We start from the raw sequence: 26,260 nt of genomic DNA, 5'->3' as shown, positions 1-26,260 counted from the left end.
GCAGCTGGATTGCGATCGACGACGCCGATCAGGCCGAAGCGGTCCTCTTGCCGGTCTCCATGGCGGTGATGAGAAAAGCGATCTTGCCGCTCGCCCAATCCTTCTCGACGAGGATCGCCTTTGACAAAGTGGCAAAGGTCGCCGTGTCTTCGTGCGGCAGCCTCAGGATGTCGCTGCAGCGCGCCGCAAGCCCGGAAAAGCCGACAAGGCCCGCGGCGCCGACGAGGGCATGGGCGTCGTCCTGCGTCTTGGCGATCGCGAGGCGGGATTGGCCTTCCCTGAACCGGGCCTCGAGTTCCAGCTGAAGGCGACGAAGCGTCTCGTGTGTTTTCGCGGGACCGAGCAGCGCGACGATGTTGGCATAGGTGTCGGCATCGAAGCGTCCCGCTTCCGTCGCCGCGTCGGGCTTTTGCTGGTTTGCCGCTCGGACGGGGGCGCCCGGCTCGTAGGACGTCACGCGTTTCTCAAACAGCATCCGTGCCGCCTGGTCCACGGTCTCGTCGAGACCATCTTGTTGCGAACGATCCGCCACCGTCAGCCAGGTGTGCAACTTGGTCTGAAGAACCGTCCGATCGATCGGTTTTCCGATATGGTCATCCATGCCGGCGTTCTTGAAGTCCCTGACCTGGCCGGCGAGGACATTGGCGCTCAATGCGATGATCGGGACATGCGCGACGGGGCCGGCGAGCGCCCGGATCGCCCTGGTCGCGGCGATGCCTCCCATGCCTGGCATTTGCACATCCATCAGCACGATGTCGTAGGGCCTGACCTGCACCGCTGCGACGGCAGCCTCGCCGCTTGGCACCACATCGACGTGATGGCCTTCGGCTTCGAGCATGGATTTGGCGAGCAGCTGATTGATCGCAATATCCTCGACGAGCAGGATGCGGCCCTGAACGTGCGACGTCCCGACAGGTTTACGCCCCTTGGGGCGGTCGAGTGCGCCTTCCCGTAGCGGCAGGACGAACCAGAACGTCGCCCCGGCCCCGGCTGCGCTGGTGACCCCGATCGTCCCGCCCAAGAGCTCGACGAGCCGCTTGCAGATCGCCAGCCCGAGGCCGCTCCCGCCGAACTCTCGATTGATCGAGGTATCGGCCTGGCTGAAACGTTGAAACAATCGGCTCTGCTTATCCACGGCGATGCCGACGCCCGTGTCCGACACCGAGAAACGGACCCGTTGCAGACCATGTTCGAAGCTTTCGACTTCGACCACCAGGGCCACCGAACCGGTCGGCGTGAACTTGATCGCGTTGTTCAAAAGGTTCAGCAGGATCTGCTGGATACGGGCTTGATCGCTGACCACCGCGGAACATAGCCGTGGATCGATCGAGCAGGCGAGATCGAGCTGCTTGGCCTCGGCAATGCCCCGGACGATGGACAAGGCGTTGAAGATCAGGGCGCGCGGCGCAAAGGCCGCGCTCTCGATCTCGATCGCGCCGGCCTCGATCTTGGCGAAATCCAGGATGTCGTTGATGACCGTCAGCAGGGCCGCGCCCGACGACTGGATCAGTTCGGCCTGATGCCGCAGGTGGCCGACCAAATTGCGGTCGTCGAGCATCAGACCGGTAAAGCCGATGACGCTGTTCAGCGGGGTCCGGATCTCGTGGCTCATGGCCGCCAGGAATTCCGATTTCGCGTCATTCGCCGCTTCGGCCTGTCGCTGCGCGAGCCCCGCTGCCTCGAGGGCGGCGGCCAGGCGCTTTTGCGCGCGTTGCCTGGCCGCCTCGCTTCGTGACGAAAAAAGCGCCGACGCGAGGATCGTCGCGAGAGCGACGAGCAGAAGACCCTGGATCCCGAATCCGAGGAGGCGCTTGTTCGCCTCGCGTTGGTTGCGAAGCGGCTCGGTGACGGCGTCTTCGTGCCGGCTGATCTCTTCGTAGATCGACTTGATGTCGTTGGTGAGCGCCAGTCCCGCATCGGTGTGGATGATCGCCAGGCTCGCCTCGTGGCGTCCGGCATCCGCCTCCCGCAAGGTCGATCGCATTTCCGCGAACTTGGCTTTGATCTTGTCGGTGAAACGAGCCACCAGCGCGACGCGGATCGGATCGTCGGCGACCTTAATTCGAAGGCGTTCGAGCTCTCGCTCGATCTCGCCGTCGGCCTTGGTGAACGGCGCGCGATATCGTGGATTGGCGGTAAGGACGAATCCGCGCTGGCCGGCTTCGGCGTCGATGACCATGGACATGACACGCAACGCGCTCAGCGTCGTCTCCAGGGACCGCCCGATCAAGGTGCGCTGTTCGAAGGCCGTCTGCTCGAGATGAAGCAACAGAAGACCGGCGATCGCCATCAGCATCGCCGCGGCGGAGAGACCGGCGTTGAAGCGCGACGCCAGGATCCGGCGCCGGAGCAGCACCAGAAGCAGGGTGAGGACCAGACTCCCGAGAGCGAGAAACACGAAAGCCGAAAATAGGGTCACGGGCGCGGTCTTTCGAGACGGATCGGACCGGCGTTGCGGGTGACGAATCAGATCAGCGAATCAAGTAGCGACATTTTCTACCTTGGAATTGCGCACAATCCATTAGCCATAAATGCCATTGCCGGCGGCGACCAAAGTCGCCTGCGTCCAGCGTTCTTAAATTCCCCGCTGAGCCGCCCCTTCGTCACATCGGCTCGTCAGGAAAACGCTGTTGTGTTTGCCCAGGCTTTGCCTTGCGTCGCAAAATCGTCCACAGAGCCCTGCCCGTAGACCTCCGCCTCGTGACGATCGAGGCCACTTCAGGAACGACCCATGACAAAAGCCATCGTCGGGATCATCGGCGGCTCCGGCGTTTACCATTTGCCTGGGCTCGAGGACGAGCGGGAGGAGCATGTCTCCACGCCGTGGGGCGAGCCGTCGGATTCCCTGCGCTTCGGCCGCATCGGCGGGACCGAAGCCGTGTTTCTGCCGCGCCATGGCCGCGGGCACCGGCTCTCGCCATCGGGCATCAACTACCGGGCCAATATCGACGCCTTGAAACAGGTCGGCGTGACCGACCTCGTCTCCGTTTCGGCCTGCGGCTCGTTCAAGCAGGAACTCGATCCCGGCCTCTTCGTCATCATCGACCAGTTCGTCGACCGCACGGTCGGCCGCGACGCTTCGTTCTTCGGCAACGGCTGCGTCGCGCATGTCTCGATGGCCCATCCGGTGGCGCCACTGCTCGCCGCGCGCCTCGCCAAGGCCGCCGAGGCGGAAGGCATCCGCTACAAGAGCGGCGGCACCTATGTCTGCATGGAAGGCCCGCAGTTCTCTTCGCTGGCGGAATCGCTCGGCTACAAGGCCGCAGGCTATGACGTCATCGGCATGACAGCGATGCCGGAAGCCAAGCTCGCGCGGGAAGCCGAGCTGTCTTACGCCACCGTCGCGATGGTCACCGATTTCGACTGCTGGCACCCCGATCACCAGCACGTCGACGTGGCCGCGGTGATCAAGGTCGTCCAAGCGAATGCCGGCAACGCCGCGCGGCTCGTCGCCCGCCTGCTCCGCGACTTTCCCGCCGATCACGAGCCCTGCCCCGACGGCTCGGACACCGCTTTGACCAATGCGATGATCACCGCGCCCGAGGCGCGCGATCCCGCGCTGATGCAGAAACTCAATACAATCATGGGACGGATCAACCGATGAACGCGCCTTACGACCTCGCCCAGAGCATCCGGACGATCCCGGATTATCCCAAGCCGGGGATCCTGTTTCGCGACATCACCACCCTGCTCGGCGATGCCCGCGCGTTCCGCCGCGCGGTCGACGAGATGGTGCAGCCCTGGGCCGGGACCAAGATCGACAAGGTCGCCGGGATGGAGGCCCGCGGCTTCATCCTCGGCGGCGCGATCGCCCACCAGCTGTCGGCCGGGTTCATCCCGATCCGCAAGAAGGGCAAGCTGCCGCACACCAAGGTAACGATCGCCTATTCCCTGGAATACGGCCTCGACGAGATGGAAATCCACGAAGACGCCGTCAAGCCCGGCGAGAAGGTGATCCTGGTCGACGATCTCATCGCAACCGGCGGCACCGCCGAAGGCGCGGTGAAGCTGCTGCAGCAGCTCGGCGCCGATGTGATCGCCGCCTGCTTCGTCATCGATCTGCCGGATCTCGGCGGCGCCAAAAAAATCCGCGATCTCGGCACGCCGGTGCGTACCCTGATGGAATTCGCCGGACACTGAGGGTTTCGTGAGCCAGCGACGAGCTTTGAGGACGCCGGCTTCGACCTTCCCCCGCACAGGGCTGCGGTCGCTCCGCCTGCTTCTGTGCGGCGTGTCGCTCCTCGCCGTCCCGGCGTTCGCGGCCGATGCCCCGCCGAAGACGTTCATTCCGAGCCTCTTCGATCCGGCGCACTACCTGCCCAAGCCCGAACTCGGCGCGATCAAGACCATCCGCTTCCTGACGACCGATGATTTTCCGCCGTTCCACTTCGCCCTGCCGGACGGGTCGCTGGCGGGCTTCGACATCGATCTCGCCCGCGCCATTTGCGACGACCTGAAGATTGCCTGCACCATCCAGGCCCGCCGGTTCGACACGCTGGTCGGTGCCGTCAAGACCGGCCAGGGCGATGCGCTGATCGCGGCGCTGGCCAATACCGCGGCATCGCGCGCCGACTTGACCTTCACGGCGCCGTATTACACGACACCGGCGCGCTTCGTGACCGCCACGAAGGCGCCTCTGTCGGATGTCACGCCGGAAGCGCTCGCCGGCCATACGGTCGGCGTGCAGGCCGGCACGGCGCATCTCGCCTATCTCCAGACGTTCTTTGCAAAGGCGGCGCTCAAAACCTTTCCCGATCAGGCGGCGCTACGAGCCGCCCTCCGCGAGGGAAAGATCGACGCCATTTTCGGCGACGGCATCGCGCTGAGCCTCTGGCTCAACGGCACGGATGCCAACGGATGCTGCACCTTCCGCGGCGGTCCGTTCACGGAGAGTTTTTTCTTCGGCAACGGCGTGTCGGTCGCCGTGGCCAAGGGCAATATCCCGCTCCGCGAGGCGCTCGATTACGAGTTGGACAAGCTCGCCAAGGACGGGACCTACACGGACCTCTACCTGAAATATTTCCCGATCGGCTTCTACTGACCTTCGGCACTCAGCCCAGACGTCAGAAATACCGCTTCAACTCCGCGGCGGCGTCTTTCGCCGGCTGGTCGAGATTGAAGGCGCCGGCGAACTGGCCGTTCTTGTCCATCAGGTAGGTCAGGGCGACGTGGTCCATCGTGTAGGTGCCGTCCTTGTCGGGCACCTTCTTCGAATAGGCCTTGAATTCCTTTTCCACGGCGGCGGTCGCCTCGGGCGTGCCGGAGAGGCCGATGATCCGCGGATCGAAGCTCGACATGTATTCCTTCATCGCGGCCGGCGTGTCGCGCTCGGGATCGACGGAGATGAACAGGGCGGTGGCCTTGGTGTCGTCGCCCAGTTCCTTGAACACGGCGGAGATTTCGGCCAGCGACGCCGGGCAGACGTCCGGACAATGCGTGTAACCGAAGAACACGAGGTAAGGACGTCCGGCCACGTCCTTGTCCGTCACGGTGCGCCCGTCCGGCGCCGTCAGTGCGAAAGGGCCGCCGATCGATACGGTCGTCGCGCGATTGTGCGGGAGCACGATGGTGACCACGGCGAAGCCGAGGGCGAGGAAGCCGACGACGAAAGCGAGAAGGGGCAGGAGGCGTTTCATGGCGCTCGTTTCATCAGCTTCATCGACGCCCGGCTAGTCCCAAATTGCGGCGGCATCGGGAGGCGGGCGCCGCGTCCTGCGCGAAAAGCCTTCCCGCTGCTATAATATATCCCTATATCGATGCCTCCTTTCGGCTCCGGCTTCGTCCGGGGCGTCGCCCGGAGACATGTGATGAGCGGAACGGCTGGTAACGAAAAAATCCCCGTCACGGTGCTGACCGGCTATCTCGGCGCCGGCAAGACGACGCTCCTCAACCGCATTCTCACCGAGCAGCACGGCCAGAAGTACGCCGTCATCGTCAACGAGTTCGGCGAGATCGGCATCGACAACGATCTCGTCGTCGGCGCCGACGAGGAAGTCTTCGAGATGAACAACGGCTGCATCTGCTGCACCGTGCGCGGCGATCTCATCCGCATCATCGAAGGTCTGATGAAGCGCAAGGGCAAGTTCGACGCGATCATCATCGAGACGACCGGTCTCGCCGATCCGGCGCCCGTGGCGCAGACCTTCTTCGTCGACCAGGACGTGCAGGCGAAGTCGCGCCTCGATGCCGTCGTCACCATCGCCGACGCGAAATGGCTGAGCGACCGCCTGCGCGATGCGCCGGAAGCCAAGAACCAGATCGCCTTCGCCGACGTCATCATTCTCAACAAGACAGATCTCGTCAGCGCGGAAGAGCTGCGCGAGGTCGAGGCGCGCATCCGCGGCATCAATCCCTATGCCACGCTGCACAAGACGGAGCGCTGCGCCGTGCCGCTCGACGCGGTGCTCGGCCGCAACGCCTTCGATCTCGACCGTATCCTCGATATCGAGCCGACGTTCCTCGAGGTCGAAGATCACCACGACCACGGGCACGACCATCATGGGCATGATCATCATGACCACGGTCACAAGCATGACGATCACAAGCATGGCAACGACGGTCATGAACACGACAGTCATGGGCACAAAGCCCACGGTCACGGCGGCGCCAAGCATTACCACGACGAAGACATGCAGTCGCTCTCAGTGCGCATCGACGGCGATGTCGATCCGGAAAAATTCCTGCCGTGGATCCAGGATTACATTCAGCGCGAAGGCGCCGCCATCCTGCGCTCCAAGGGTATTCTCGCGTTCAAGAACGAGCCGCGGCGCTTCGTCTATCAGGGCGTCCACATGATTCTCGACGGCGATCTGCAGCGCGAATGGAAGCCCGACGAGGCGCGGATCAGCCGCATGGTCTTCATCGGTCGTCACCTCAAGGAAGACGAGATCCGGCAGGGCTTTCTGGCCTGTGCGGCATAACTGCAAATGGTCGATGAAAAGACACAATCGCTTCGCGACCATGTCGTGATGCTCGAAGCCGGCGCGCCCGTATCGGCGGTCGCATTTCTTGGCAAGACGCCGGCTATCGTGCTCGATGGCGGCGAGATCCTGCTCGGCGAGCACGGCGCGCAGACGCGCGTCGCGGCACATCCCGACGGCGCGATCCTCGTGACGGCACAGGCCGGCAAAGCCGTCGTCACGGGCGGCGACGACGGGCGCGTCGTGCGCACCGATGCGACCGGCGCCTGCGAAGAGATTTCCGCGACCAAAGGCAGGTGGATCGACGCGCTGACCGCGCGCGACGACGGCGCGATAGCGTGGGCCTGCGGCAAGGACGTGTTTTGTCGTGATGCCAAAGGCGCAACGAAACGGGTGAGCGCGCCGACGACGGCGCGGGGGCTTGTTTTCACGCCGAAGGGCTACCGCGTCGCTATGGCGTACTACGGCGGCGCTGCGCTGTGGTTCCCCAACACGGAATCACCGCCCGAAGCTTTTGAATGGAAGGGTTCGCATCTCGACGTGACCGTGTCGCCGGACGGGCGCTTTCTCGTGACGTCGATGCAGGAAAACGCGTTGCACGGCTGGCGTATTGCCGACAAGGCGCACATGCGGATGAGCGGCTACCCCGCCAAGGTGCGCTCCATGTCCTGGTCGGCGGACGGATTCTGGCTCGCCACGTCCGGCGCCGATTCCTGCGTGATCTGGCCGTTCAAAGACAAAGACGGGCCGATGAATAAACAGCCGCGCGAACTCGCGGCCCGCAAGGCAAAGGTTGCGCGCGTGGCGTGCAATTCTAAGGCGCTGCTCCTCGCCATCGGTTTCGAGGACGGCTGGATCCTGCTGGTGCGGTTGAACGACGGCAGCGAGATGCTGGTGCGTCGGCCCGACGGCGATCGGTCGCCGATCACGGCTCTTGTCTGGAGTAACGATGGCACGCGCCTCCTCTTCGGCACGGAAGCTGGCGAAGCCGGTCTGCTGACATTGCCTTAAAAGGGCACGTCTTTTGTAAGGAGTCGGAACGCGCGGCGGAACGAAGCGCAGGTGCTGCTCGTTTGTCCACGGGGGCATTACCAATGGTCTTTCGCCGCATTGCTTTATTTTTTGCTTTGATAGTCGGCATGGCAATGACCCAGTTGCCTGAATACGCCGAGCAGTATCGCCAGCGTCTCGGCGGCGCCATTGACGAACTCTCGGCCATCGTTGCGCGCTTCGATAGCGACAGCCAGCAGCAGGGCCTGACCGAACAGGGCGGCCTCGATCGGTTGCACGCCAACAGCGACTCGTTCGTGCAGCAGCGCGGCACCCAGATGCAGGAGTTGATTGCGCGACTCCAACGGCTGAGCGAAACGCAGAAGCAGATGCAATCCGACGGTCCCGTCGGTCGCCTCGCAACGCTCGCGACGCACTACGACGAGATGGTCGCAAGCCGTGCGCTGCAAAGCTTCGAGCCTGCCTTGCCCGTTTCTATCGAAGCGATCGTGCTCGGCGTCATCGGCTTCGTTTTCGGCGGCGGTCTGATCCACCTCGCTGGCCGACCATTCCGCAGAAAGCAAGGAAAGCGCCCGCGCGCCATTTCACATCGCGCGGTCTAGGTCTTCAATTCACCGGCAGCCCGCTCACAGCGGCACCGGTTTTTGCTCTTTGCTAAAGACGATCGGTAAAATGCCGGCGACATCCTTCGCTCTCTCAAACCTTCGTCGAGCGATACCAACCTGCCACAGCACGAACCAAATGATCGAAGGGCGGCCTTCGATCCAAATGGCGACTCGCGCCGCGCCCGGACATGTCGTTTAGTAGGAAGCCCTTTGTTAACGTTGTCTGCGCTACCGATGATCGCTATGCCCGATCTTTTCGACCGTCTCGAAACTCGCGTCCCGCAGACCCGTGAATCCATTCTTTTTCGCGACTTGCGGCATATTCTCACGGTCGCCAAGTCGCGCGTCCCGGCTCTGCGCGCGCAGTTGAAGGGTTTCGACGTCGCGATGCTCGCGACACGCGCCGACCTGGCGCGCATTCCGATTGTCCGGCGCCGGGACTTGGAAGCTTTGCAGGTCGACGCGCCACCATTCGGCGGGACCTGCGCGACGCGCCCCGGCGCGATGAAGCAGATCATCGTCGGGGACGGCCTGATGGCCGCGCCCGAAGGCCAGGCAAAAGACTGGTGGGGCGCCGCACGAGCGCTCTACGCGGCCGGGCTGCGCAAAGGAAGCGTTGTCGTCAACGCCTTCTCCTACGATTGGGGTGCGCAAGGCCATATCGTGGCATCCGGGGCCTATGCCCTCGGTTGTCCCGTGATGCCGCTCGCCGGCGCGCCGATGAGCGTCAAGGTCCGGGCGATCGCCCGCATCAAGCCGCGGTTCTTCAGCGGCACGGCCGAGCATCTCAAATCGCTTCTCGACTATGCCGGAGAACACGAGGTCGACGTGTCGTCCATCAAGCACGCTCTTGTGATGGGGCCGCTCGGCGCCGGGCTTCGCAACGAGTTTCATTTGCGCGGCGTTGCCGTCACGCGAGCGTTCGCGACGGCCGAGCTCGGGCTCGTCGCCTACGAAAGCGGCACACCGGATGGTTTTACCCTAAACGAAGGCCTGATCCTCGAGCTCGTCGTCCCGGGCGGCGCCGCGCTCGTCGAGCCGGGAGAGGCAGGCGAGATGGTCGTCACGCGTCTCAACGCGGACTATCCCCTGCTTCGCTTCGGCACCGGCGCGATTTCGGCGATTCTGCCGCATCCGTCGGCATGCGGCCGCACGAATACCCGCATTCGCGCGCCTGTCGAACATGCCGCCGAGGGTGCGGAGTTTTGCGGCATGCGCCTTCATTCCGAGCATATCGTCGAGATCGCGCGACGGCACCCGAACCTCGGCCGCCTGCGCCTGGTCGTCCGCCGCGCCAAGGAGCAGGATGTGCTGATCCTTCGCGCCGAGCATCGCGGCGACGAAGCCAGCATGAGCGAGAGCCTGACCGAAACCCTGCATAAGATCACCCAGATACGCGGAACGATCGAATTCGTGACGCCGGGGTCGCTGCCGGACGACGAGGGCGTGATCGTCGACGAGCGCCCGCTCAATTGAGCGGCGGTCCTCCGATTCCAAACGTTCTGTCGATCGCTGGCTCCGACCCCGGCGGCTGCGCCGGCATCCAGGCCGACCTCAAAACCTTCGCCGCACTCGGCTGCCACGGCATGGCAGCCCTGACGGCATTGACCGCGCAGAACACCCTGGGAGTCAGCGCCGTCCATATGGTGCCGCCGGACTTCGTCGGTGAGCAGATCGCGATGATCTTCGCCGATATCGAGGTTGCCGCGGTCAAGATCGGCATGCTCGGGTCACCCGAGATCGTCGAAGCCGTGGCCGCCGTGCTGGCGTCGCATCCAGGCGTTCCGATCGTGCTCGATCCCGTCCTCGTCGCCACATCCGGCGCGGTGCTCGGAAGCGATGCGGTGATCGCGGCGATGCGCCAGCATCTGTTTCCGCTCGCGATCCTTGTCACGCCGAACCTCGCCGAGGCCGCGCGGCTTGGCGACATCACGGTCACGCCGAGCCGCGCCGCCATGGAATCGGTCGCGGCGACCTTGCGGGCCGGCGGCGCCGCCGCCTGGCTGATCAAGGGCGGCCACGGCGCGACCGATCGATCGGACGATGTCCTGTTCGACGGCGAGGCGTTCACCTGGTTTTCGGCCAAACGGATCGACACGCGCAACACCCATGGCACCGGCTGCACGCTGTCGTCCGCCATCGCGGCATACCTCGCCAAAGGCCTGCCGCTCGTCGAGGCGGTGCGGGAGGCCAAGGCCTATCTGACCGCGGCCTTGGCGGGCGCCGACGCGCTCAATGTCGGCACCGGTCCTGGCCCGGTGGATCATTTTTTCGCCTGTCGGACATCCTGACATCGCTGCCGACCGCAGCGGCGCGCGACGTCACTGCAGAAGCATGCGCCCATCCACCTTGACGTCGATCGTCTTCGTCGCCTGCGCATAGTCCATCACCGTCTGCGCGACGAGCGCGTCGCCGCTGTCCACGGTGACCTTCGTCGACCCCGCCAACATCGCGTAGCCGTCGCCACCGCGGGTCATGAAGTCGTTGCTCGCCACTTTGTAGCTCCTGGCGGGATCGAGCGGGACACCGGCGATCATGACGCTTCGCACGCGCGAACCACGCGGCGCGGCGGCGCTCGCCACGATGCGCATGCCGGCGATCTGCGGAAAGCGGCCGCTCGGGCCCTCGGCGAACGCCAGCCCGTTTTCCAGAGCGTCGAGCACCGCTCGGCCGGTCACCGATGTGACCAGCGTCTTGTTGCCGAACGGCAGCTCGGTCAGGATCGTGCGCCGGGTGATCACCGTGCCGACATCATAGGTGGTGTTGCCGCGGATGCCACCGCCGTTCAGCAGCGCGATGTCGGCACCCGTGCCGCTGCACAAGGCATCGGCGAAGAAGTCGCCGATCGCGGTTTCGCCGCTTCGCACCGCCTCCGACCGGCTGTCGAGCGGCGCGGCAAGCGTGGCGAGGTCGACGTCGAGCGTCTTGGCGAGCGTCGCCTGATAGCCGCGGACAGTAGTCAGCATCGCCGGGTCCGGCGCCACCGTCGCGGTGTCGGTGACGCGAAACTCCGGCCACCAGGATACCGTCCGGGCGCCGTCTTTCAGCGTGACCGCAATGTCGAGGTCGATCGCGGTGACGTAATTCGCGTCCTGCGAGGATTCCGCAAAGGCGGTGCGTCCGTCGAAGTCGATGTGAAGATCGTGGTTGTGGCCGCCAAGGATGAGATCCACGACATGGGCGTTCATGATCGCGGCGCCTGCCGCCTTGTCGGCGTGCACGACGGCGACGACGAAGTCTGCCCCGTCCTTGCGCGCCGCGCCAGCCTTGTCGCGGATGGTCTGCGGCGTCGGCGCGAACAGGATGCCGTCGGAATGCGACAGGCTCGCCGTGGCGTCGAACGCCGCGCCGATCATCGCGATGCTGACGCCGCCGACGGCGAACCGCCAGTCGTCATGATGGCCTGGCAAAGGCTGGTTCTCGCCATCCCGCATGTTGGCGGCGAGCACCTGGAACCGACCTTCGCCCATGCGCGTGCGATAGATGTCAGCTCCGAAATCGAACTCGTGGTTTCCCGGCACGAACACATCGACCCCGAGTTGATCGAACAGCGTGACCATATGCGCGCCCTGGTCGAGGCTCGACAGCAGGCTCGGCGACAGCGTGTCGCCGGCATGGACGAAGATCAGACGCCGCCCCGCAGCAGAAGCCTGCGCGCGCTCTGCCTTGATCACCGCCAGACGAGGAAAGCCGCCGCGTCCTTTGGCACCCTGATCGATCTCATAGACGTCGTTGACGAGAACGAAGGTCATGCGGGCCACGGCATCGGCGGGCTGCGCATCGAACGCGGCGCGAGCCTCGCGCGCAAACGTCGCGGCGCCTCCGGCGAGAAGGCTTGCTAGAGTCTGGCGCCGTGTAAACGCGGTCAAGATCGGCTCTCCTGGGAGCTCGGGTGTTACGCCGCCTCCGTGACACGATTACGATCACGCACTACAATCATTCCAATCTGCGCTTCCCGGCATGGAACGAGGCCCGGCCATCCGGCGCCGGCCGACTTCGCGATGCAACAGGATCTTTCGATGAACGCCATGCCTCCCGTGTCCTCCACGGCGTCCGCGACGCTGGCCGCCAAGGCCGGATCGGTGCCGGTCGGGCCGCTTCCCGGGGACCATCCTCCGGTCAGGATCGGCCGCATCGGCGTGCTGCTGATGAACCTCGGCACCCCCGAGGGAACCGACTATTGGTCGATGCGGCGCTATCTCAAGGAATTCCTGTCGGACCGCCGCGTCATCGAGATCAACCGCCTGCTGTGGTGGCCGATCCTGAACCTCGTCATCCTGACGACGCGCCCGGGCCGCAAGGGCAAGGATTACGCGTCGATCTGGAACAGAGAGCGCGACGAGAGCCCGCTGAAGACGATCACGCGCGCGCAATCGGATGCTCTTGCGGCTCTGGTCGAGGATCCGCGCATCTGCGTCGACTGGGCGATGCGCTACGGCAAGCCCGCTGTGGAAGACCGGCTCAAGGCGCTGGTCGCCCAGGGCTGCGACCGCATCCTGCTGGTGCCGCTCTATCCGCAATATGCCGGCGCCACCTCGGCGACGGCCTGCGACCAGGCCTTTCGCGCTTTGATGAAGATGCGCTGGCAGCCGAGCATCCGCGTGTCGCCGCCCTACCACGACGACCCCGCCTATATCGACGCGCTCTGCGCCAAGATGCTCGCCGACCTCGCCAAACTCGACTTCGAGCCCGAGGTCGTCCTCGCCTCGTTCCACGGCGTGCCGAAGGCCTATCTGATCAAGGGCGACCCCTATCACTGCCATTGCGTGAAGACCTATCGGCTGATGCGCGAAAAACTCGGCTGGTCGGCGGAGAAATTCCAGATGAGCTTTCAGTCCCGCTTCGGCGCGGCGGAATGGCTGAAGCCCTATACCGACGAGACGATCAAAGCCCTTGCCGCGAAGGGCGTGAAGCGCATGGCGATCCTGGCGCCAGGCTTTTCCGCGGATTGCCTGGAGACGCTGGAAGAGCTCAACGTCGAGAACCGCGAGTATTTCATCCATGCCGGCGGCGAACAGTATGCTTATCTGCCGTGTCTCAACGCCGAGGAAGAGGGCATGAAGGTGATCCGCACCGTCGTCGAGCGTGAGTTACAGGGCTGGCAGTAGGGGACGGCGCTAAAGCTCGCCCCGGTCCTGGCCGGGGCCGAAGATGCGCACGACAGTGATGTCACCAGACGTCGTGGTCTCGCTGGAGTCGGGCTTCACCGTGTAAAGGATTCGATATCCAGTGACGGCCGTTCGCGAACGCTTTCGACATCACCCACCGGCCAAAGCATCGGCTGGATACGAAGATCTGCAATGGCACCTCGGATTTGCGACAGACGCCGGCGGGCTTTTGCTCCAGCTCCCGGCTGCCGAAGCCATCGACGGACCTGGGCCAGATCCAGGACTGCTTTCCGGGTAATCGAAAGGCGCCAAGCCACACCGCCCGCCCCGATTTGGGCCTACGGATTGCCCGATGAGATTCCCGCTCTTAATGGGATCGGAGCTTCGCTGTCCTTGTCCAAGACCTCGAGCCATGGTTCCAAATCTTCCCAACGGATGATACGGCCCTGGCGCACGTCCTCCAGACCTTCTTCGATCAACACGCGCTCCCTCGCGATTCGCGTCGATTTCTGCTCCGAAGTTTCGGGTGCGGTATCGGCCTGATGAGAGGCACCATCGATCGGGATCGACATGGACCTTCCTCTTTGTTCGAGAACCGGGCCTACCCGGTGCAGGGGATGTTATTTATTCGGACCTCCGAACTCAAGATGCGGCGCCCCGGTTGTGCAGCCGCCGCTCCCAATCCAGCGCCTGCGTCACGATTCCCCGGACATCCTGGTACTTCGGCTGCCACCCCAACACCTCGCGCACCCGATCGGCGCCGGCGATCAGCGACGCCGGATCGCCCGCCCGGCGCCCGGCGAGGCGCACCGGAAAATCCACCCCTGACACCGCTTTCACCACCTCGATGATCTCCAGCACGCTCAGGCCGCGGCCGTAGCCGCAGTTGCAGGTCAGGCTTTCGCCGCCGTTGCGGAGGTAGGCCAGCGCGTGCATGTGGGCAGCGACAAGATCCGTGATCTGGATATAGTCGCGCACGCAGGACCCGTCGGGCGTCGGGTAATCCGTGCCGAACACGTCCATGCCGTTGCGATGGCCGAGCGCCGCCTGGACCGCGATCTTGATCAGATGGGTGGCGTTGGGCGTCGACTGCCCGAGTCGCCCCTGAGGATCGGCACCGGCGACGTTGAAGTAGCGCAGCACGACGACGGACAGATCGTGGGCTTTGACCGTGTCCTGCAGCATCCACTCGACCATCAGCTTCGAGCGGCCGTAGGGATTGATCGGGGCGAGCAGCACGTCCTCGGTCACGGGATTCTGCGACGGCTCACCATAGACGGCTGCGGTCGAGGAGAAGATGAAGTGTCTGATCTTGGCCGCGACGGCGCAGGCGATCAGGCTCCGCGCCTTGGCGGTGTTGTTCAGATAGTAGCCGAGCGGGTCGGTCACCGACTCCGGCACCACGATCTTGGCGGCAAAATGCGCGATGGCGTCGATGCCATGCTCGGCCAGCACCTTGGCGACCAGCGCCTCGTCGCCGAAATCGCCTTCGACGAAGGTCGCTTCGGCCGGCACCGCCCAACGGAAGCCCGTCGACAGGTTGTCCAGCACGACGACCTGCTCGCCAGCGTCGAGAAGGGCGAGAACCATGTGGCCGCCGATGTAGCCGGCGCCGCCTGTGACCAAAACGCTCATGCCGACCTTCTTTCCGCTTTGCGCCAAGGGACAATGCCCGATGAAGCGTTGATAAACTACGAAGCGAAATAGCACCGCCTTTTGGCGCCATGGCTGGACAATGCATGACATAATCTGCGATGGCGCTTCAAACGTCTGATGCAAGGCAGGACATGACCAACAAGATCCGCAAGGCCATCTTTCCCGTCGCCGGTCTCGGCACGCGTTTCCTTCCCGCGACGAAATGCATTCCCAAGGAGATGCTGACCGTCGTCGACGCGCCGGTGCTGCAGCACGTGGTAGATGAGGCCCGGGAAGCCGGCATCGAGCATTTCATCTTCGTGACCGGGCGCAACAAGGCGGTGATCGAGGATTATTTCGACATCGCCTACGAGCTCGAGGACACGCTGAAGAAGCGCGGCAAGACGAAAGAGCTCGAAGCGCTCATTGAGCAGCTTCCGGAAGCCGGCGCGACCAGCTTCACCCGCCAGCAGGCGCCCCTCGGGCTCGGCCACGCGATCTGGTGCGCCCGCGACCTGATCGGCGATGAGCCGTTTGCCGTGTTGCTGCCCGACATGGTTACGATGGGCTCCGGCAAGCAGAAGACCCGCTGCCTCAGCCAGTGCATCCATGCCTACGAGACGCATGGCGGCAACGTCATCGCCGTCGAGGAAGTGCCGGTGGACGAGACCCACAAATACGGAATCGTCTCCGTGGGGGCCGACCACGGCGCGACCTTCGAAATCACCGGCATGGTGGAAAAGCCGCCGCAGGGCACCGCGCCGTCGAACCTCATCATCTCCGGCCGCTACGTGCTCAGCCCGGAAATCTTCGACATCCTCGGCAGCATCGAAAAGGGTGCCGGCGGCGAGATCCAGCTGACCGACGGCATGAAGGCGCTGAGCGACAGCCAGTCCTTCCATGGCGTCCGTTTCGACGGCACGACCTACGACTGCGGCTCGAAGCTCGGCTTCCTCAGCGCCAACGTCGCCTTCGCGTTGGCCAACAAGGAAATCGCGACGGAATTCAAGCGTGAGCTCAAGAAGCTCCTGCAGGACGCCTGATCCCTGCGGCGTGCCTGACCGCAGGCACGCCGTCCGAGGTCAACGCTGCAGCCGCATGCCGAGCAGGAAAATGTTGTCGTTGTAGCTCGAGTTCTGCAGCGAACTGTCGAGACGCTGGCGCGTCGCGCTGGCGATGATCTGCACGTCACGGGTCAGGCTGTAGGCTGCCTTGATCGTCCCCTGGGTGTAAACCTCGTTGACCGGAAGCCCCTGGTACTGGTTGACCTGATAGGTGCCGATGCCCCCGAGCGTGAAGTTGCGGAAGAAGACGTGACTGAGTTCCAGGCTGACGCTGCGGGTGATGGCGCCCGACGAGCCCGCCAGCGTCGTCTCCGCTAGAATCGTGCTGCCGCGCAGGGTCACCGTGGTGATCGGCGAGTAGGCATAGACCAGGGCAGCGTCGAACGTCGGTCCGCGGAGATCCGCCAAACGCGGATCGTCATAGTGTCGGTCGGCATAGCCGCCGCTTACGGTGCCCGTCAGAAGGCGGCTGAATTCGAAGGTCGAGCCGACCCGGGCCGTAATGCCTTTGGAGCTTCTGGCGAAGCCGCTGAGATCGAGCGTGTGGTCGCGCACGCGGGCGTCGAAGCCGACTTCTGTAAAGGGAATTAGCGCCGGCGTCAGTTCGTAGGCGGCGCGGCCGATGATGCCGTAGTCGTTGTAGTTGTCCTGCGAGAAGAGAAACTGCGAGCCATCGGACTGCGTCGCGTCGCCGTATTCCGTGCGATCGAACGTGCTGCGCAGGCCGAGCGACAGCCGGTTGAATGTATGCGTCGCGCCGACCGTCGCACCCTCGGAGACGATGGTCGGGCGATTGGTGATGAAGACGCTTCCTGGTACCGCCAGAAGCGGTGAGCCCGGCGTCTGCGTGGCGAGACTGAAGCGTCCTTCCAGATCGATCTTGTCGTCGCGTGTCACATCGATCCGACCGTCGACGACGCCGCTGGCGTCCGGCCGGCTGGCGTCGGTATTGCTGGGATAATCGGTGTAGCCTCCTCGCAGCGAAGCCGTGAGGCTGTGCGCCGAAAAGTCTGATTTGACGTCGAGTCCGGCTTCGCCGCGAAGCACCGAGGACGCCTTGACGGATGTCGTGGTCTGGTTGGGGTTGGTTTCGTAGCCGCCGCTCGTCTCGACGAAGGGGAACAACCGCAGCGGCCCGGCGGCGACGCCGGTCGGCGCGAACGGATCATCCTCGACGACAGGCTTGCGCGGCTGCTCCGGCCGCGGAATCGCGGCGGTCGTGGGGGCGGGCTGTGCGGGGTCGACAGCATCTTTCGCCACGGCGGGCGGATTCAGCTGGCCTTTGGGCAGACCCGGCGCACCGCGATACGGCACAAGCGCGGGAAGCGGCGGGGATGTCTTGGCATTGGGTCGATAAAGCTTGGCCTTCTTCGGCCGGGGCTTGCCGTAGTTCGTCGCATTCGGATCGGGAACAGCCGGCGTTATTGGCGCCGCGGCCGCATCGGCGTCGGTCGGTAACGGTGGGACGGGTTGTGGCGTCACCGTATCCGGCGACGTCGCGGTGGCAAACGACGAGCCCGTCGCGTCGTCACCGCCGCGCAGATCGACGGTCTGAGCTTGCACCGGAGCGGCGCAGGCGACCGCGAGGGTCGCTGCCAGACAAAGCGCGAAGCTGCGGGATGAACGAAACGGCACCTGACCCTCGACGCGCGGGACGCTCGCGCATCGAGAAGCCTAGATGATCGTGGTTAACTCCCGGTTAGCAGGCGTGCCGAAACGGCACGTCTTAAACGCCGAGATCGCTATTCCGCGGCCTGCGCCTGATCGAGCGTGGGATAGTCGGTGTAGCCCTTGGCATCGCCGCCGTAGAACGTAGCCTGATCGGGCTTGTTCAGCGGCGCATTGCGGCGAAGACGCTCGACGAGATCCGGGTTAGCCAGGAAGGGCACGCCGAAGGCGATCAGATCAGCCTTGTCCGCGTCGAGCGTTTCCGCTGCCAGCTCGCGCGTATACCCGTTGTTTGCCATGTAGGCGCCGCCGAAGGCCTTGCGCAGGCCGGCATAGTCGAACGGCGCGAAATCGCGCTGACCGCCGGTCGAGCCCTCGATCACGTGGATATAGGCGAGGCCACGACGGCTGAGTTCTTCGACGAGGTGGAAATACACTTTTTCCGGCGCGCTATCGCTGATGTCGTTGAACGGGCTGACCGGCGAAAGCCGGATGCCGACCTTGCCTTTCGGCAGCACCGTGAGGATCGCATCCGTCACTTCGAGCACCAGGCGCACGCGGTTCTCGATCGAGCCGCCATAGGCATCGGTCCGCTTGTTGGTGCCGTCCTTGATGAACTGCTCGAGGAGATAGCCGTTGGCTGCATGGATTTCGACGCCATCGAAACCGGCCGTCTTGGCGTTTTCCGCAGCCTTCACGTAGTCGCCGACGATGCCGGGGATTTCGCTCAGTTCGAGCGCCCGGGGCTCGGAAAGGTCCGCCGGACCGGACTCGGTAAATGTCTTGCCGTTTGCGCGAATGGCCGAGGGACCGACGGGCTGGCCACCGTTCGGCTGCAGCGAAGTGTGCGAGATGCGCCCGACATGCCAGAGCTGAATGAAGATGCGGCCGTTGGCGTCGTGAACCGCCTTGGTGACGTCGCTCCAGCCTGCGATCTGGGCGTCCGTGTAGATGCCCGGCGTCCAGATATAGCCCTGGCCCTGCTGGCTGATCTGGGTCGCTTCGCTGATCAGCAGCCCCGCAGTCGCACGCTGGCGGTAATAGTCTGCCACCAGGGCGTTGGGCGCATCGGTGCCGTGGGTCGCGCGGCTCCGCGTCAGCGGCGCCATAACGATCCGATTCGGAAGTTCCAGATCCCCGAGGCGAAACGGTGTGAAAAGCTTTTGAGCGTCAGACGACATGCGGGCTCCTTGCAAATGACCGATCCCGCGGTAAGGCGCGGCGGTCGTCATGAGCTAAATAGGGAGCCGATATTTCATTTGTAACGCGTCGTGGCGCCGTTCGCAGAGCGACGCGATGAGAGTCACATTTCTGCTGCAACATGCGCCCGGTGTCGATCAGGTCATGCCCAGCGCATTCATGTAGAGTTCGAGAATCGCTTCCAACTCCATCCGCTCGGAATGATCCTGCTTGCGGATGCGGATGATCTGGCGGATTGCCTTGACGTCGAAGCCGCGGCCCTTCAGCTCGCCAAAAACCTCCTTGATGTCGTCGGACAGCGCCTTCTTTTCTTCTTCGAGGCGCTCGATGCGCTCGATGAACTGCTTCAGCTCCTCGGCGGCAACGCCGCTGTCGGCAATATCTTCGACCATGTGGTTCTGCCCCTCAGGCGCCCGGCGCCGGAAAACGTCGGGGCATGCTATGCGCGGCGCCGTGCGTCAAGGGATGTGTGCGGAGAAGTGACACTAAGGCGCTTAGGCCGTCGGGGGCGCCGGCAGAAAAGCCACCCGGATCGTCCCATCGCCCTCGATCTCGAGAACCTTGTTGATAAGATCCGGCAAGGTCTCGAGACGGTCGAGCGCCCGGTCGAACAGCGCGATTTGCTGGCGCCGCGAAACGTTGGGCACGATGATGATCAAACCGTTGTGGACATCCAACGCCCCGTGCAGCTTCAGAAAATCGAGACGGTTGTTCGTGACGAATAGAAAATCGTAGCGCTGTATGATCGGCATCAGAGTCCAGTCGCTGTAACCGCCAAGGCCAATATACGTCACGTGTTCGGCAAAAAAACCTCGATCGCGAGCGAGATGCGTGAGCGCGACCGACAGACATTCGTCGATCAAAAGCTTGATCACACTCAGGCTTTTTTGGTTGGCGGTGCCGCTCTCCACATCGGGCCTAATTCTCGATGAGCCCAGGATTCAACCGCCTCGATGCCATCGACAGGCAGCGACGGGAAGTCGTCGAAAATTTCGGACGCGGAGTATCCGTCTTGCAAGTAGGCGACGATCGTTGCTGCGGGTATCCGCGTGCCGGAAACCACCGGCGTACCGCCGAGGATCGCCGCGTCACACGTGACGTCGGTTCGCTCTATCGCTTTCGGTTCGACCATTGCCGCCTCTCAGCTATCGCCGAAAATACCATAGCGACCCCTCAGTGTCGCCCCGTCCGCGACCGCAGGAACGCCGGCTCGTGCAGCTCCGGCCGTAGCAGGATCGGTCCCAACACGTCGGCAACGCGATCCGCCATCGCTTCGGCGGTCTCCGCGGTCGCCACCAGATCCTGCCGCGCCTCGATCAGCAGCCCGGCCAGGCCTCGCGCCGTGACTTCGGAGTCGAGCGTGTCGCCCTCCAGGGCCCCGTCGTAAGGCTCGTTGTCACCGACGACGAAGCCGGCCGCCTCGAGCCCCGCGATCAACGGCAGGGCGAAACGCGGATCGCTGTCCCAGAGGATGCCGAAGGCCCAGGGGCGTGGCACACCTTTCCAGCTCGGGGTGAAACTATGCACCGCGACGATGGCGGGGATCGGTCCCGCGGCGCTCATCGCATCGATGGTGGCGCGGACAGCATCGCGATAAGGCTGCCAGAACGTGCGGCGGCGATGATCGATTTCGGTCTCGTCGATGCGGGCGTTGCCCGGCACGATGGCCCCGTCGGAGAGCCGCATCACCAGCGTGGGGTCGTCGGCCCCGCGATTGGGATCGATGAGCAGCCGCGAGAAGGTGGTGAGCACGGCCGGCGCGCCGAAGCGGGCGGCGAGACGGCGGGTCATCGCGGCGGCGCCGATGTCGTAACCGATGTGGCGTTCGAGCTGACTTCGCGGCAGCCCAAGGGTGCCGTAGGCCGGCGGCAGCGCGTTCGAGGCGTGGTCGCAGAGAAACAGCACGCCCGCCGCCACCGATCCCGCGATCTGCTCGACGGGACCTATGCCCAAAACCTCGTCCTGCTTGGCTGAAGACGCCATACCTTTGCCCACTCCATTGTTCTGCTGCGGTCGCCTGCGCTAAGCATGTTCGCTGCCAGGGCGTGCGCTAGAAGACCCGGGCCGGCCCCGTGCCGATTCGAGTCCTAGCTTGCCATGCTGGCGGCCCATTTTGTTTTGAGAACGCGGCCCTCTGTCGTTGGAAAGTGATCAACCCGTGTCAAAGACCTCGTATCTCGCGGCAGCCGCCGTGGTCTTCGCCTCAACCTGGGCTGCGACGGGTACAGCGCGCGCGGATTTCCGGCTCTGCAACAACACCAGCAACCGCGTGTCGATCGCCATCGCCTACACCGATGCCGACGGCTGGGTCAGCGAGGGCTGGTGGAACGTCAAGGCCAGCGGCTGCGAGACCCTGGTCCGCGGACCGCTTGCGGCGGAGTTCTATTATGCTTACGCCATGGACGAACGCGGCGGCGAATGGAAGGGCAAAGCCTTCATGTGCACGCGCGACAGGGAGTTCAAGATCAACGGACGCAACGATTGCTTCGTCAGAGGCTTCGACCGCACCGGGTTCTTCGAAATCGACACAGGGAAGGATTCGCGGAATTGGACCGTTCAGCTGACAGATCCGGCGCAGCCGCAGCCTACCCCCTGACGCTCTCCCGTGTGACGCTATGAGACGCCTCCGCCGCTGCAAGATCGTCGCGACGCTCGGCCCGGCCTCCACCGCCGAAGGGATGCTCGCAAAACTGTTCCAAGCTGGCGTCGACGTGTTTCGCGTCAACATGAGCCACACCAGCCACGACAATCTGCGCAAGCACGTCGCCGCCATCCGCGCGGTCGGCGACCAATTCAACCGCCCTGCCTGCGTGCTCGTCGACCTGCAGGGCCCAAAACTGCGGATCGGCACCTTCGTCACGACCTTTGTCGACCTGCTGCCTGGCGCCCGCTTCACCCTCGACAGCAATCCGGAACCCGGCGACGAGAACCGGGTGTTCCTCCCGCATCCTGAAATCCTCAGCGCCTTGCGGCCGGGCCACACCGTGCTGATCGACGACGGCAAGGTCCGCCTCCACGTCGTCGAAGCCGATTCGCAGCACGCCGTCGCGGTGGTCGACATCGGCGGCTCGATCTCCAACCGCAAGGGCGTCAGCCTACCGGATACCGAGATCGCAGTCTCCGCGATGACGCCGAAGGACCACTCCGACCTCGAGGCGGCGCTGGAAATCGGCGTCGACTGGATCGCCGCCTCCTTCGTCCAGCGACCGGAAGACGTCGCCGAGATCAAGGCGATCGTCGACGGCCGCGCCCTCGTCATGTCGAAGATCGAGAAGCCGCAGGCGCTGACCCGGCTCGACGAGATCATCTCGCTCTCCGACGGCCTGATGGTGGCGCGCGGCGATCTCGGGGTCGAGCTGCCGCTGGAAAAGGTGCCGGGCATCCAGAAGCGGATCACCCGGCGCGCCCGGCGCCAGGGCAAGCCCGTTGTCATCGCGACGCAGATGCTGGAATCGATGATCAACGCGGCGATGCCGACCCGCGCCGAGGTCTCCGACGTCGCGCAGGCGGTGTTCGAGGGCGCCGACGCGATCATGCTCTCGGCCGAAAGCGCGGTGGGCAAGTACCCGATCGAGGCGGTGTCCTTCATGGATCGCATCGCCAGCGAGGTCGAGACCGACCCGCTCTACCGCTCCATCATCAACGCGCAGCGCGCCCAGCCCGAGCCAACGGCGGCCGACGCCATCGCGGTGGCGGCGCGCGACATGGCGGAGACGCTGGAACTGAAAGCCGTGGTGGCCTGGACCTCCAGCGGATCGACCGCCTTCCGCATCGCCCGCGAGCGCGTCGGGCCGCCGATCCTGGCGCTGACCCCGCACATCGAGACGGCGCGGCGGCTGGCGATCGTCTGGGGCGTGCATCCGCTTGTCACCAAGGATGCCGAGGACGTCGACGACATGGTGGACCGCGCCTGCGTCACCGCCGACAGCGAAGGCTTTGCCGAAGCTGGCGACCGTATCATCATCATTGGCGGCGTGCCGTTCGGCGAGCGCGGCGGCACCAACATGATGCGCATCGCGCTGCTCAAGCGGGAGGACGACGTGATCTCCTCGGCCCCGCTCCCTGACACGCCGCTCCTCGACTAGGGCATTTTCCACAAAAGTTGCAGACTTTTGTGGTCAAGGAAATGCTCCAACTTCTCAAAAAGAGAGCGATTTCTTATCGCTTTGGTGATTCCATCAGAGCGGAAAGCGCTCTAAGCGCGAGCCGCGGGCGTTTATTTTGTCGGCGGCACGCTCGGCTCGACAAGGCGCATGTGCCAGCCGTCGGCGTCGCGGCTATACACCGCGACGATGTTGCCGCGCTCCTCGCGAAACGCGCCATTGGCTTCCGGAACCGTGACCGAGAACGAGGCCAGGCCGTAACCGCCATTGCCCTGGACATGGGCTTCCACGATCTTGATCGCATGGCCTTTGGCGCCGGACGCGAAGCGCTTGACGTAATAGGCTTTCAACGCGTCTCGCCCGCGCACGATCGGACCGGACGGCGATACCAGCACCCCGTCCGTCGTATAGAGCGCGGCCATCGCATCCGGGTCTTTCGCGGCGTAGTTGGAATCGTAGCGATGGCCGAGGTCGGTTGCGGCCTGCATGACATCGGCCTCCGTCACGTCGGAGGCGCGCGCCGACGGCGCCCCGATTACCAGGACGAGCAAGGCTGGAGCGATCAGGTGTTTCATCAGGAACTCCTTGGGGCTGCGGCCCCACCAGGGCGCCAGCGTTTCTCGGATCTTGCGCGGGCAATGTCGACAGGCTGCCGCGCAATATCTCGCGAGCAACGACGAACGACCGAAAAAGCTGCCGTTTTCTCTTTGTAGCAAGGCTCGGCCCGGCTTTCAGCGATGGTTAACCATCTTCGCATAGGCTCTGCCGAGGAGCGGTTCATGGCGTCGATACGAAGGATCTCGCCAAGCGTGGCGATGGCGGTGGCTGGCGCGACGCTTTGCAGTCAGGCGGTCGCTGCCGACCCGGCAAAGTCTGAAGCGGCTGAGATTCCCATCTACCAGACCGTCATGCGGAGCGGCGCACTGCGCTACAGCGTCTGGGTCAAGGTTGGCGATCGCTCGATCGAGGCTTTGCTCGATACCGGCTCGACGGGGCTTCGCGTGCTTCCGGCAGTGGTTCCCGGCGATCTCATGGGCATGCCTTTGGAAGCGACGTTCGCCATGGGCAACACGATGCGCGGCCTGGCCATCGCGAAACAGGTCGAGATCGGCAGCCTTTCGGGCACAACGCCAATCGAAGTCATCGACGGCATGGGCTGTCGCCCCGATCATCCGGCGTGCAGCGCCGCGCAGCAGAATACCGACTCTCTAATCGGAGGCGACGGCGCCACCGCCCACGGGTTTTCCGCGATTCTCGGCATTGGCTTCACGGCGCCGGACCGCGACCTACCGAATCCGCTTGAACTTTTCGGCGCCAAACAATGGATCGTGGATCTGCCGCGTCCCGACGAAGCGAAGCCCGGCCGGATTATCCTCAACCCGGATGCGACGACGCAGGCCCAGTTTAAACTCCATAACAAATTCGAATCGGGCGACGTGTTCGGCTGCCTGCGGGCGAAAGACCTGGAAAAGGAGATCTGTGGCACCGTAGGTTTCGACTCGGGCGGCCCTACCTTGCTGGCCGTGACCGAAGGCGACGACCCGCCTGCCGCCTGGCCGCCCGGGACGGACGCCAGTCTCAAAGTTCAGGGCGAACCGCCGCTCCGGTTTCGCGTCGGTGAGCAAGGGCCCGCCACCAATGTCTTGGTCCTGCCGTACACGATGCGGTTCAAGAAAGAGACGCCCTACATCAATGCCGGCGTCTACCCGTATTTTCTCTATGACGTGCTGTACGACGCGCCTGCGCATAAAGTGGGTCTGAAGGTGCGCGAGCCGTTCAAGCCACCGGTGTTTCAAGATACCGAGACCGCGGGCGCCGGCGAAACGGCAGACGTGCCGCCATCCGTTGACCCGGCGCAGCCAAAGCGAAGGCGTCGCCGCACCCGATCAGCCGCGCTTCATTAACGGGACGAGCAAGTTCGGGATCTAGACTTTCAGCTTCGCGGCGTTTCGCAACAGGCCATTGATCCGGCTCTGCCACCCCGCGCCCGTAGCCCGGTAAAAGGCAACGACATCGGCATCGAGGCGCATCGTTACCCGCTGCTTTGGCATCGGCAACCAGCCGCCCGCGCTGCGCCGGCATGCCATTGGATTGCCCACCGAAACATGCGTTGCGAGCTGCTAAATCCCCTGCCCCTCGACCTCTAAGGTGAGTTTTTCGACAATCTTCTCGACCGCGGCCTGATGCGGGTACACGGCCAAGGATCGCCGATAGACTTCGAGCGCCCGCTTGTTGAGGCCGGCGCTTTGAAGAATCGTCGCCATGCCGTCGAGTGCCCCGAAATGCCGCGGCTCAAGTTTCAGCACATGGTCGACATCCGCCATCGAGCCATCGATATCGCCGGCGAAAAATCGAACCGACGCGCGCTTGTTCCAGGATTCCGGCCAGTTCGGCTGAAGATCGACCAAGCGGTCGAGCACCTGCAGAGCCAGCGGATAGTTCTTGGCTTCGATGGCGGTGACGGCTCGCTGCATCAACAGATTAGCCGTATCCGAATCGGAGCGCATCCAGATGCTGCCGATGAGCTCCGCGAGGCCCTTGGCCTCGTCCTCGTCGCGCGCGGCGGCGAGCTTCGTATAGAGCTCGTCCAGCGAGCGCTTACGGACCACCGCCAGTGGCGGCCGCGGCGCCAGCGCCTTGGTGATCGCGTCGGCTTTTTCGGCAGGGGTCTGCGGGGTAGCTGGCTTTGCTTGCTCGACCCGCGCGCGGCGGGCGGGATCGCCCGGCTCGGGCGTCAAGGCGCCCGACGGGTCGAAAGCCCTGTCCTGCGGCCGCATCGGGATGGGCGGCATGCCGGGAAAGTGTAGAAACCCGTCGCCGGGACCATTGGGGTCCGGCAACGTATCGGATCGCGCAGCGCTGAGCGGCAACGCGATCGCCAGTGTCATAACAAAGAGCTTCGAATAACGTTGAAACGATGCCATGCCGTTCAAGCTAGGACGGCGG

General features: G+C 64.2%; 27 protein-coding genes. 13 read left to right on the top strand and 14 right to left on the bottom strand.

Translation table 11 applies throughout. The features are described 5' to 3' along the window. Positions 1–28 precede the first annotated feature (28 nt). Positions 29–2,419 carry an ATP-binding protein gene (locus GSQ79_RS16580; RefSeq protein ID WP_158809788.1) on the bottom strand — a complete coding sequence of 797 codons (2,391 nt, stop codon included), beginning with the start codon at positions 2,417–2,419 and terminating at the stop codon, positions 29–31. Between the two features lie 312 nt (positions 2,420–2,731). On the opposite strand from GSQ79_RS16580, the gene GSQ79_RS16575 reads away from it, so the two are divergent. Genes GSQ79_RS16575 through GSQ79_RS16565 form a run of 3 tightly spaced genes read left to right on the top strand, consistent with a single transcriptional unit; the run spans position 2,732 to position 5,041 of the window. After that, positions 2,732–3,604, top strand: a complete 873-nt coding sequence (locus GSQ79_RS16575; protein ID WP_158809787.1) for an S-methyl-5'-thioadenosine phosphorylase — start codon at positions 2,732–2,734, stop codon at positions 3,602–3,604. Next, positions 3,601–4,140 (top strand): adenine phosphoribosyltransferase, encoded by a 540-nt coding sequence (locus GSQ79_RS16570; protein ID WP_158809786.1) that lies wholly within the window; start codon positions 3,601–3,603, stop codon positions 4,138–4,140. The genes GSQ79_RS16575 and GSQ79_RS16570 overlap by 4 nt, the downstream gene beginning before the upstream one ends. Before the next feature lie 7 nt (positions 4,141–4,147). Beyond that, positions 4,148–5,041 (top strand): transporter substrate-binding domain-containing protein, encoded by an 894-nt coding sequence (locus GSQ79_RS16565; RefSeq protein ID WP_246725388.1) that lies wholly within the window; start codon positions 4,148–4,150, stop codon positions 5,039–5,041. Between the two features lie 22 nt (positions 5,042–5,063). Here the strand turns inward: GSQ79_RS16565 and GSQ79_RS16560 are convergent, their stop codons facing one another. After that, complete coding sequence (locus tag GSQ79_RS16560; RefSeq protein WP_158809785.1) at positions 5,064–5,636, bottom strand: SCO family protein; 573 nt, start codon at positions 5,634–5,636, stop codon at positions 5,064–5,066. A 171-nt stretch (positions 5,637–5,807) separates the two neighbouring features. On the opposite strand from GSQ79_RS16560, the gene GSQ79_RS16555 reads away from it, so the two are divergent. From GSQ79_RS16555 to thiD, 5 genes are all read left to right on the top strand, one after another. Beyond that, positions 5,808–6,920, top strand: a complete 1,113-nt coding sequence (locus GSQ79_RS16555) for a GTP-binding protein (protein WP_158809784.1) — start codon at positions 5,808–5,810, stop codon at positions 6,918–6,920. 6 nt (positions 6,921–6,926) lie between these two features. After that, positions 6,927–7,931, top strand: coding sequence for a WD40 repeat domain-containing protein (locus GSQ79_RS16550; RefSeq protein WP_158809783.1), 1,005 nt, complete (start codon positions 6,927–6,929; stop codon positions 7,929–7,931). An 83-nt stretch (positions 7,932–8,014) separates the two neighbouring features. Continuing rightward, the gene (locus GSQ79_RS16545; RefSeq protein ID WP_158809782.1) at positions 8,015–8,533 is read left to right on the top strand and encodes a DUF2937 family protein; all 519 of its coding nucleotides are present in this window, start codon (positions 8,015–8,017) and stop codon (positions 8,531–8,533) included. A 246-nt stretch (positions 8,534–8,779) separates the two neighbouring features. Next, a complete protein-coding gene (locus tag GSQ79_RS16540) occupies positions 8,780–10,012 on the top strand; it encodes a phenylacetate--CoA ligase family protein (RefSeq protein WP_158809781.1) in 1,233 nt (410 codons plus the stop codon). Beyond that, positions 10,009–10,827 carry a bifunctional hydroxymethylpyrimidine kinase/phosphomethylpyrimidine kinase gene (thiD, locus tag GSQ79_RS16535; protein ID WP_246725387.1) on the top strand — a complete coding sequence of 273 codons (819 nt, stop codon included), beginning with the start codon at positions 10,009–10,011 and terminating at the stop codon, positions 10,825–10,827. The genes GSQ79_RS16540 and thiD overlap by 4 nt, the downstream gene beginning before the upstream one ends. A 30-nt stretch (positions 10,828–10,857) precedes the next feature. Here thiD and GSQ79_RS16530 read toward each other — a convergent pair whose 3' ends face one another. Then, complete coding sequence (locus GSQ79_RS16530; protein WP_158809780.1) at positions 10,858–12,405, bottom strand: bifunctional UDP-sugar hydrolase/5'-nucleotidase; 1,548 nt, start codon at positions 12,403–12,405, stop codon at positions 10,858–10,860. Positions 12,406–12,564: 159 nt separating this feature from the next. Here GSQ79_RS16530 and hemH point away from each other — a divergent pair, with 159 nt between their 5' ends. Continuing rightward, positions 12,565–13,644: a ferrochelatase gene (gene hemH, locus GSQ79_RS16525; protein WP_158809901.1), complete on the top strand. Its 1,080-nt coding sequence runs from the start codon at positions 12,565–12,567 to the stop codon at positions 13,642–13,644. A 338-nt stretch (positions 13,645–13,982) separates the two neighbouring features. Here the strand turns inward: hemH and GSQ79_RS16520 are convergent, their stop codons facing one another. Both GSQ79_RS16520 and galE read right to left on the bottom strand, forming a co-directional pair. Further along, complete coding sequence (locus GSQ79_RS16520) at positions 13,983–14,216, bottom strand: hypothetical protein (RefSeq protein WP_158809779.1); 234 nt, start codon at positions 14,214–14,216, stop codon at positions 13,983–13,985. 70 nt (positions 14,217–14,286) lie between these two features. Then, entirely contained in the window at positions 14,287–15,279 is a 993-nt protein-coding gene (gene galE, locus GSQ79_RS16515; RefSeq protein ID WP_158809778.1) for a UDP-glucose 4-epimerase GalE, read from the bottom strand. A 152-nt stretch (positions 15,280–15,431) separates the two neighbouring features. Between galE and galU the strand changes: the two genes are divergently transcribed. Then, a complete protein-coding gene (gene galU / locus GSQ79_RS16510) occupies positions 15,432–16,322 on the top strand; it encodes a UTP--glucose-1-phosphate uridylyltransferase GalU (protein WP_158809777.1) in 891 nt (296 codons plus the stop codon). A 39-nt stretch (positions 16,323–16,361) separates the two neighbouring features. Here the strand turns inward: galU and GSQ79_RS16505 are convergent, their stop codons facing one another. The 6 genes from GSQ79_RS16505 to GSQ79_RS16480 form a co-directional block, all read right to left on the bottom strand. Further along, positions 16,362–17,978 (bottom strand): outer membrane beta-barrel protein, encoded by a 1,617-nt coding sequence (locus tag GSQ79_RS16505; RefSeq protein WP_158809776.1) that lies wholly within the window; start codon positions 17,976–17,978, stop codon positions 16,362–16,364. A 107-nt stretch (positions 17,979–18,085) separates the two neighbouring features. Then, entirely contained in the window at positions 18,086–19,192 is a 1,107-nt protein-coding gene (locus tag GSQ79_RS16500) for an alkene reductase (RefSeq protein WP_158809775.1), read from the bottom strand. A 156-nt stretch (positions 19,193–19,348) separates the two neighbouring features. Then, positions 19,349–19,603, bottom strand: coding sequence for a DUF2312 domain-containing protein (locus GSQ79_RS16495; protein WP_158809774.1), 255 nt, complete (start codon positions 19,601–19,603; stop codon positions 19,349–19,351). Positions 19,604–19,705: 102 nt separating this feature from the next. Beyond that, positions 19,706–20,086 (bottom strand): DUF5615 family PIN-like protein, encoded by a 381-nt coding sequence (locus GSQ79_RS16490; RefSeq protein WP_246725386.1) that lies wholly within the window; start codon positions 20,084–20,086, stop codon positions 19,706–19,708. 2 nt (positions 20,087–20,088) lie between these two features. Beyond that, a complete protein-coding gene (locus tag GSQ79_RS16485) occupies positions 20,089–20,343 on the bottom strand; it encodes a DUF433 domain-containing protein (RefSeq protein ID WP_158809773.1) in 255 nt (84 codons plus the stop codon). Positions 20,344–20,384: 41 nt separating this feature from the next. Further along, positions 20,385–21,194, bottom strand: a complete 810-nt coding sequence (locus tag GSQ79_RS16480) for an N-formylglutamate amidohydrolase (RefSeq protein ID WP_158809772.1) — start codon at positions 21,192–21,194, stop codon at positions 20,385–20,387. 175 nt (positions 21,195–21,369) lie between these two features. On the opposite strand from GSQ79_RS16480, the gene GSQ79_RS16475 reads away from it, so the two are divergent. After that, positions 21,370–21,807 carry a DUF1036 domain-containing protein gene (locus GSQ79_RS16475; protein ID WP_158809771.1) on the top strand — a complete coding sequence of 146 codons (438 nt, stop codon included), beginning with the start codon at positions 21,370–21,372 and terminating at the stop codon, positions 21,805–21,807. A 19-nt stretch (positions 21,808–21,826) separates the two neighbouring features. Next, complete coding sequence (pyk, locus tag GSQ79_RS16470; protein ID WP_158809770.1) at positions 21,827–23,296, top strand: pyruvate kinase; 1,470 nt, start codon at positions 21,827–21,829, stop codon at positions 23,294–23,296. 131 nt (positions 23,297–23,427) lie between these two features. Here the strand turns inward: pyk and GSQ79_RS16465 are convergent, their stop codons facing one another. Next, complete coding sequence (locus tag GSQ79_RS16465) at positions 23,428–23,889, bottom strand: SgcJ/EcaC family oxidoreductase (protein ID WP_158809769.1); 462 nt, start codon at positions 23,887–23,889, stop codon at positions 23,428–23,430. A gap of 234 nt (positions 23,890–24,123) precedes the next feature. On the opposite strand from GSQ79_RS16465, the gene GSQ79_RS16460 reads away from it, so the two are divergent. Continuing rightward, positions 24,124–25,218 carry a hypothetical protein gene (locus tag GSQ79_RS16460; RefSeq protein WP_158809768.1) on the top strand — a complete coding sequence of 365 codons (1,095 nt, stop codon included), beginning with the start codon at positions 24,124–24,126 and terminating at the stop codon, positions 25,216–25,218. Between the two features lie 21 nt (positions 25,219–25,239). Here the strand turns inward: GSQ79_RS16460 and GSQ79_RS30095 are convergent, their stop codons facing one another. Then, a complete protein-coding gene (locus tag GSQ79_RS30095; RefSeq protein ID WP_158809899.1) occupies positions 25,240–25,401 on the bottom strand; it encodes a BrnA antitoxin family protein in 162 nt (53 codons plus the stop codon). A 33-nt stretch (positions 25,402–25,434) separates the two neighbouring features. Next, positions 25,435–26,202: a M48 family metallopeptidase gene (locus tag GSQ79_RS16450; protein WP_158809767.1), complete on the bottom strand. Its 768-nt coding sequence runs from the start codon at positions 26,200–26,202 to the stop codon at positions 25,435–25,437. Between the last annotated feature and the right edge of the window lie 58 nt (positions 26,203–26,260).

Source organism: Beijerinckia sp. L45 (assembly GCF_009765775.1).
Classification (GTDB): Bacteria; Pseudomonadota; Alphaproteobacteria; order Rhizobiales; family Beijerinckiaceae; genus RH-AL1.
This window is presented reverse-complemented; position numbering and strand designations above follow the sequence as displayed.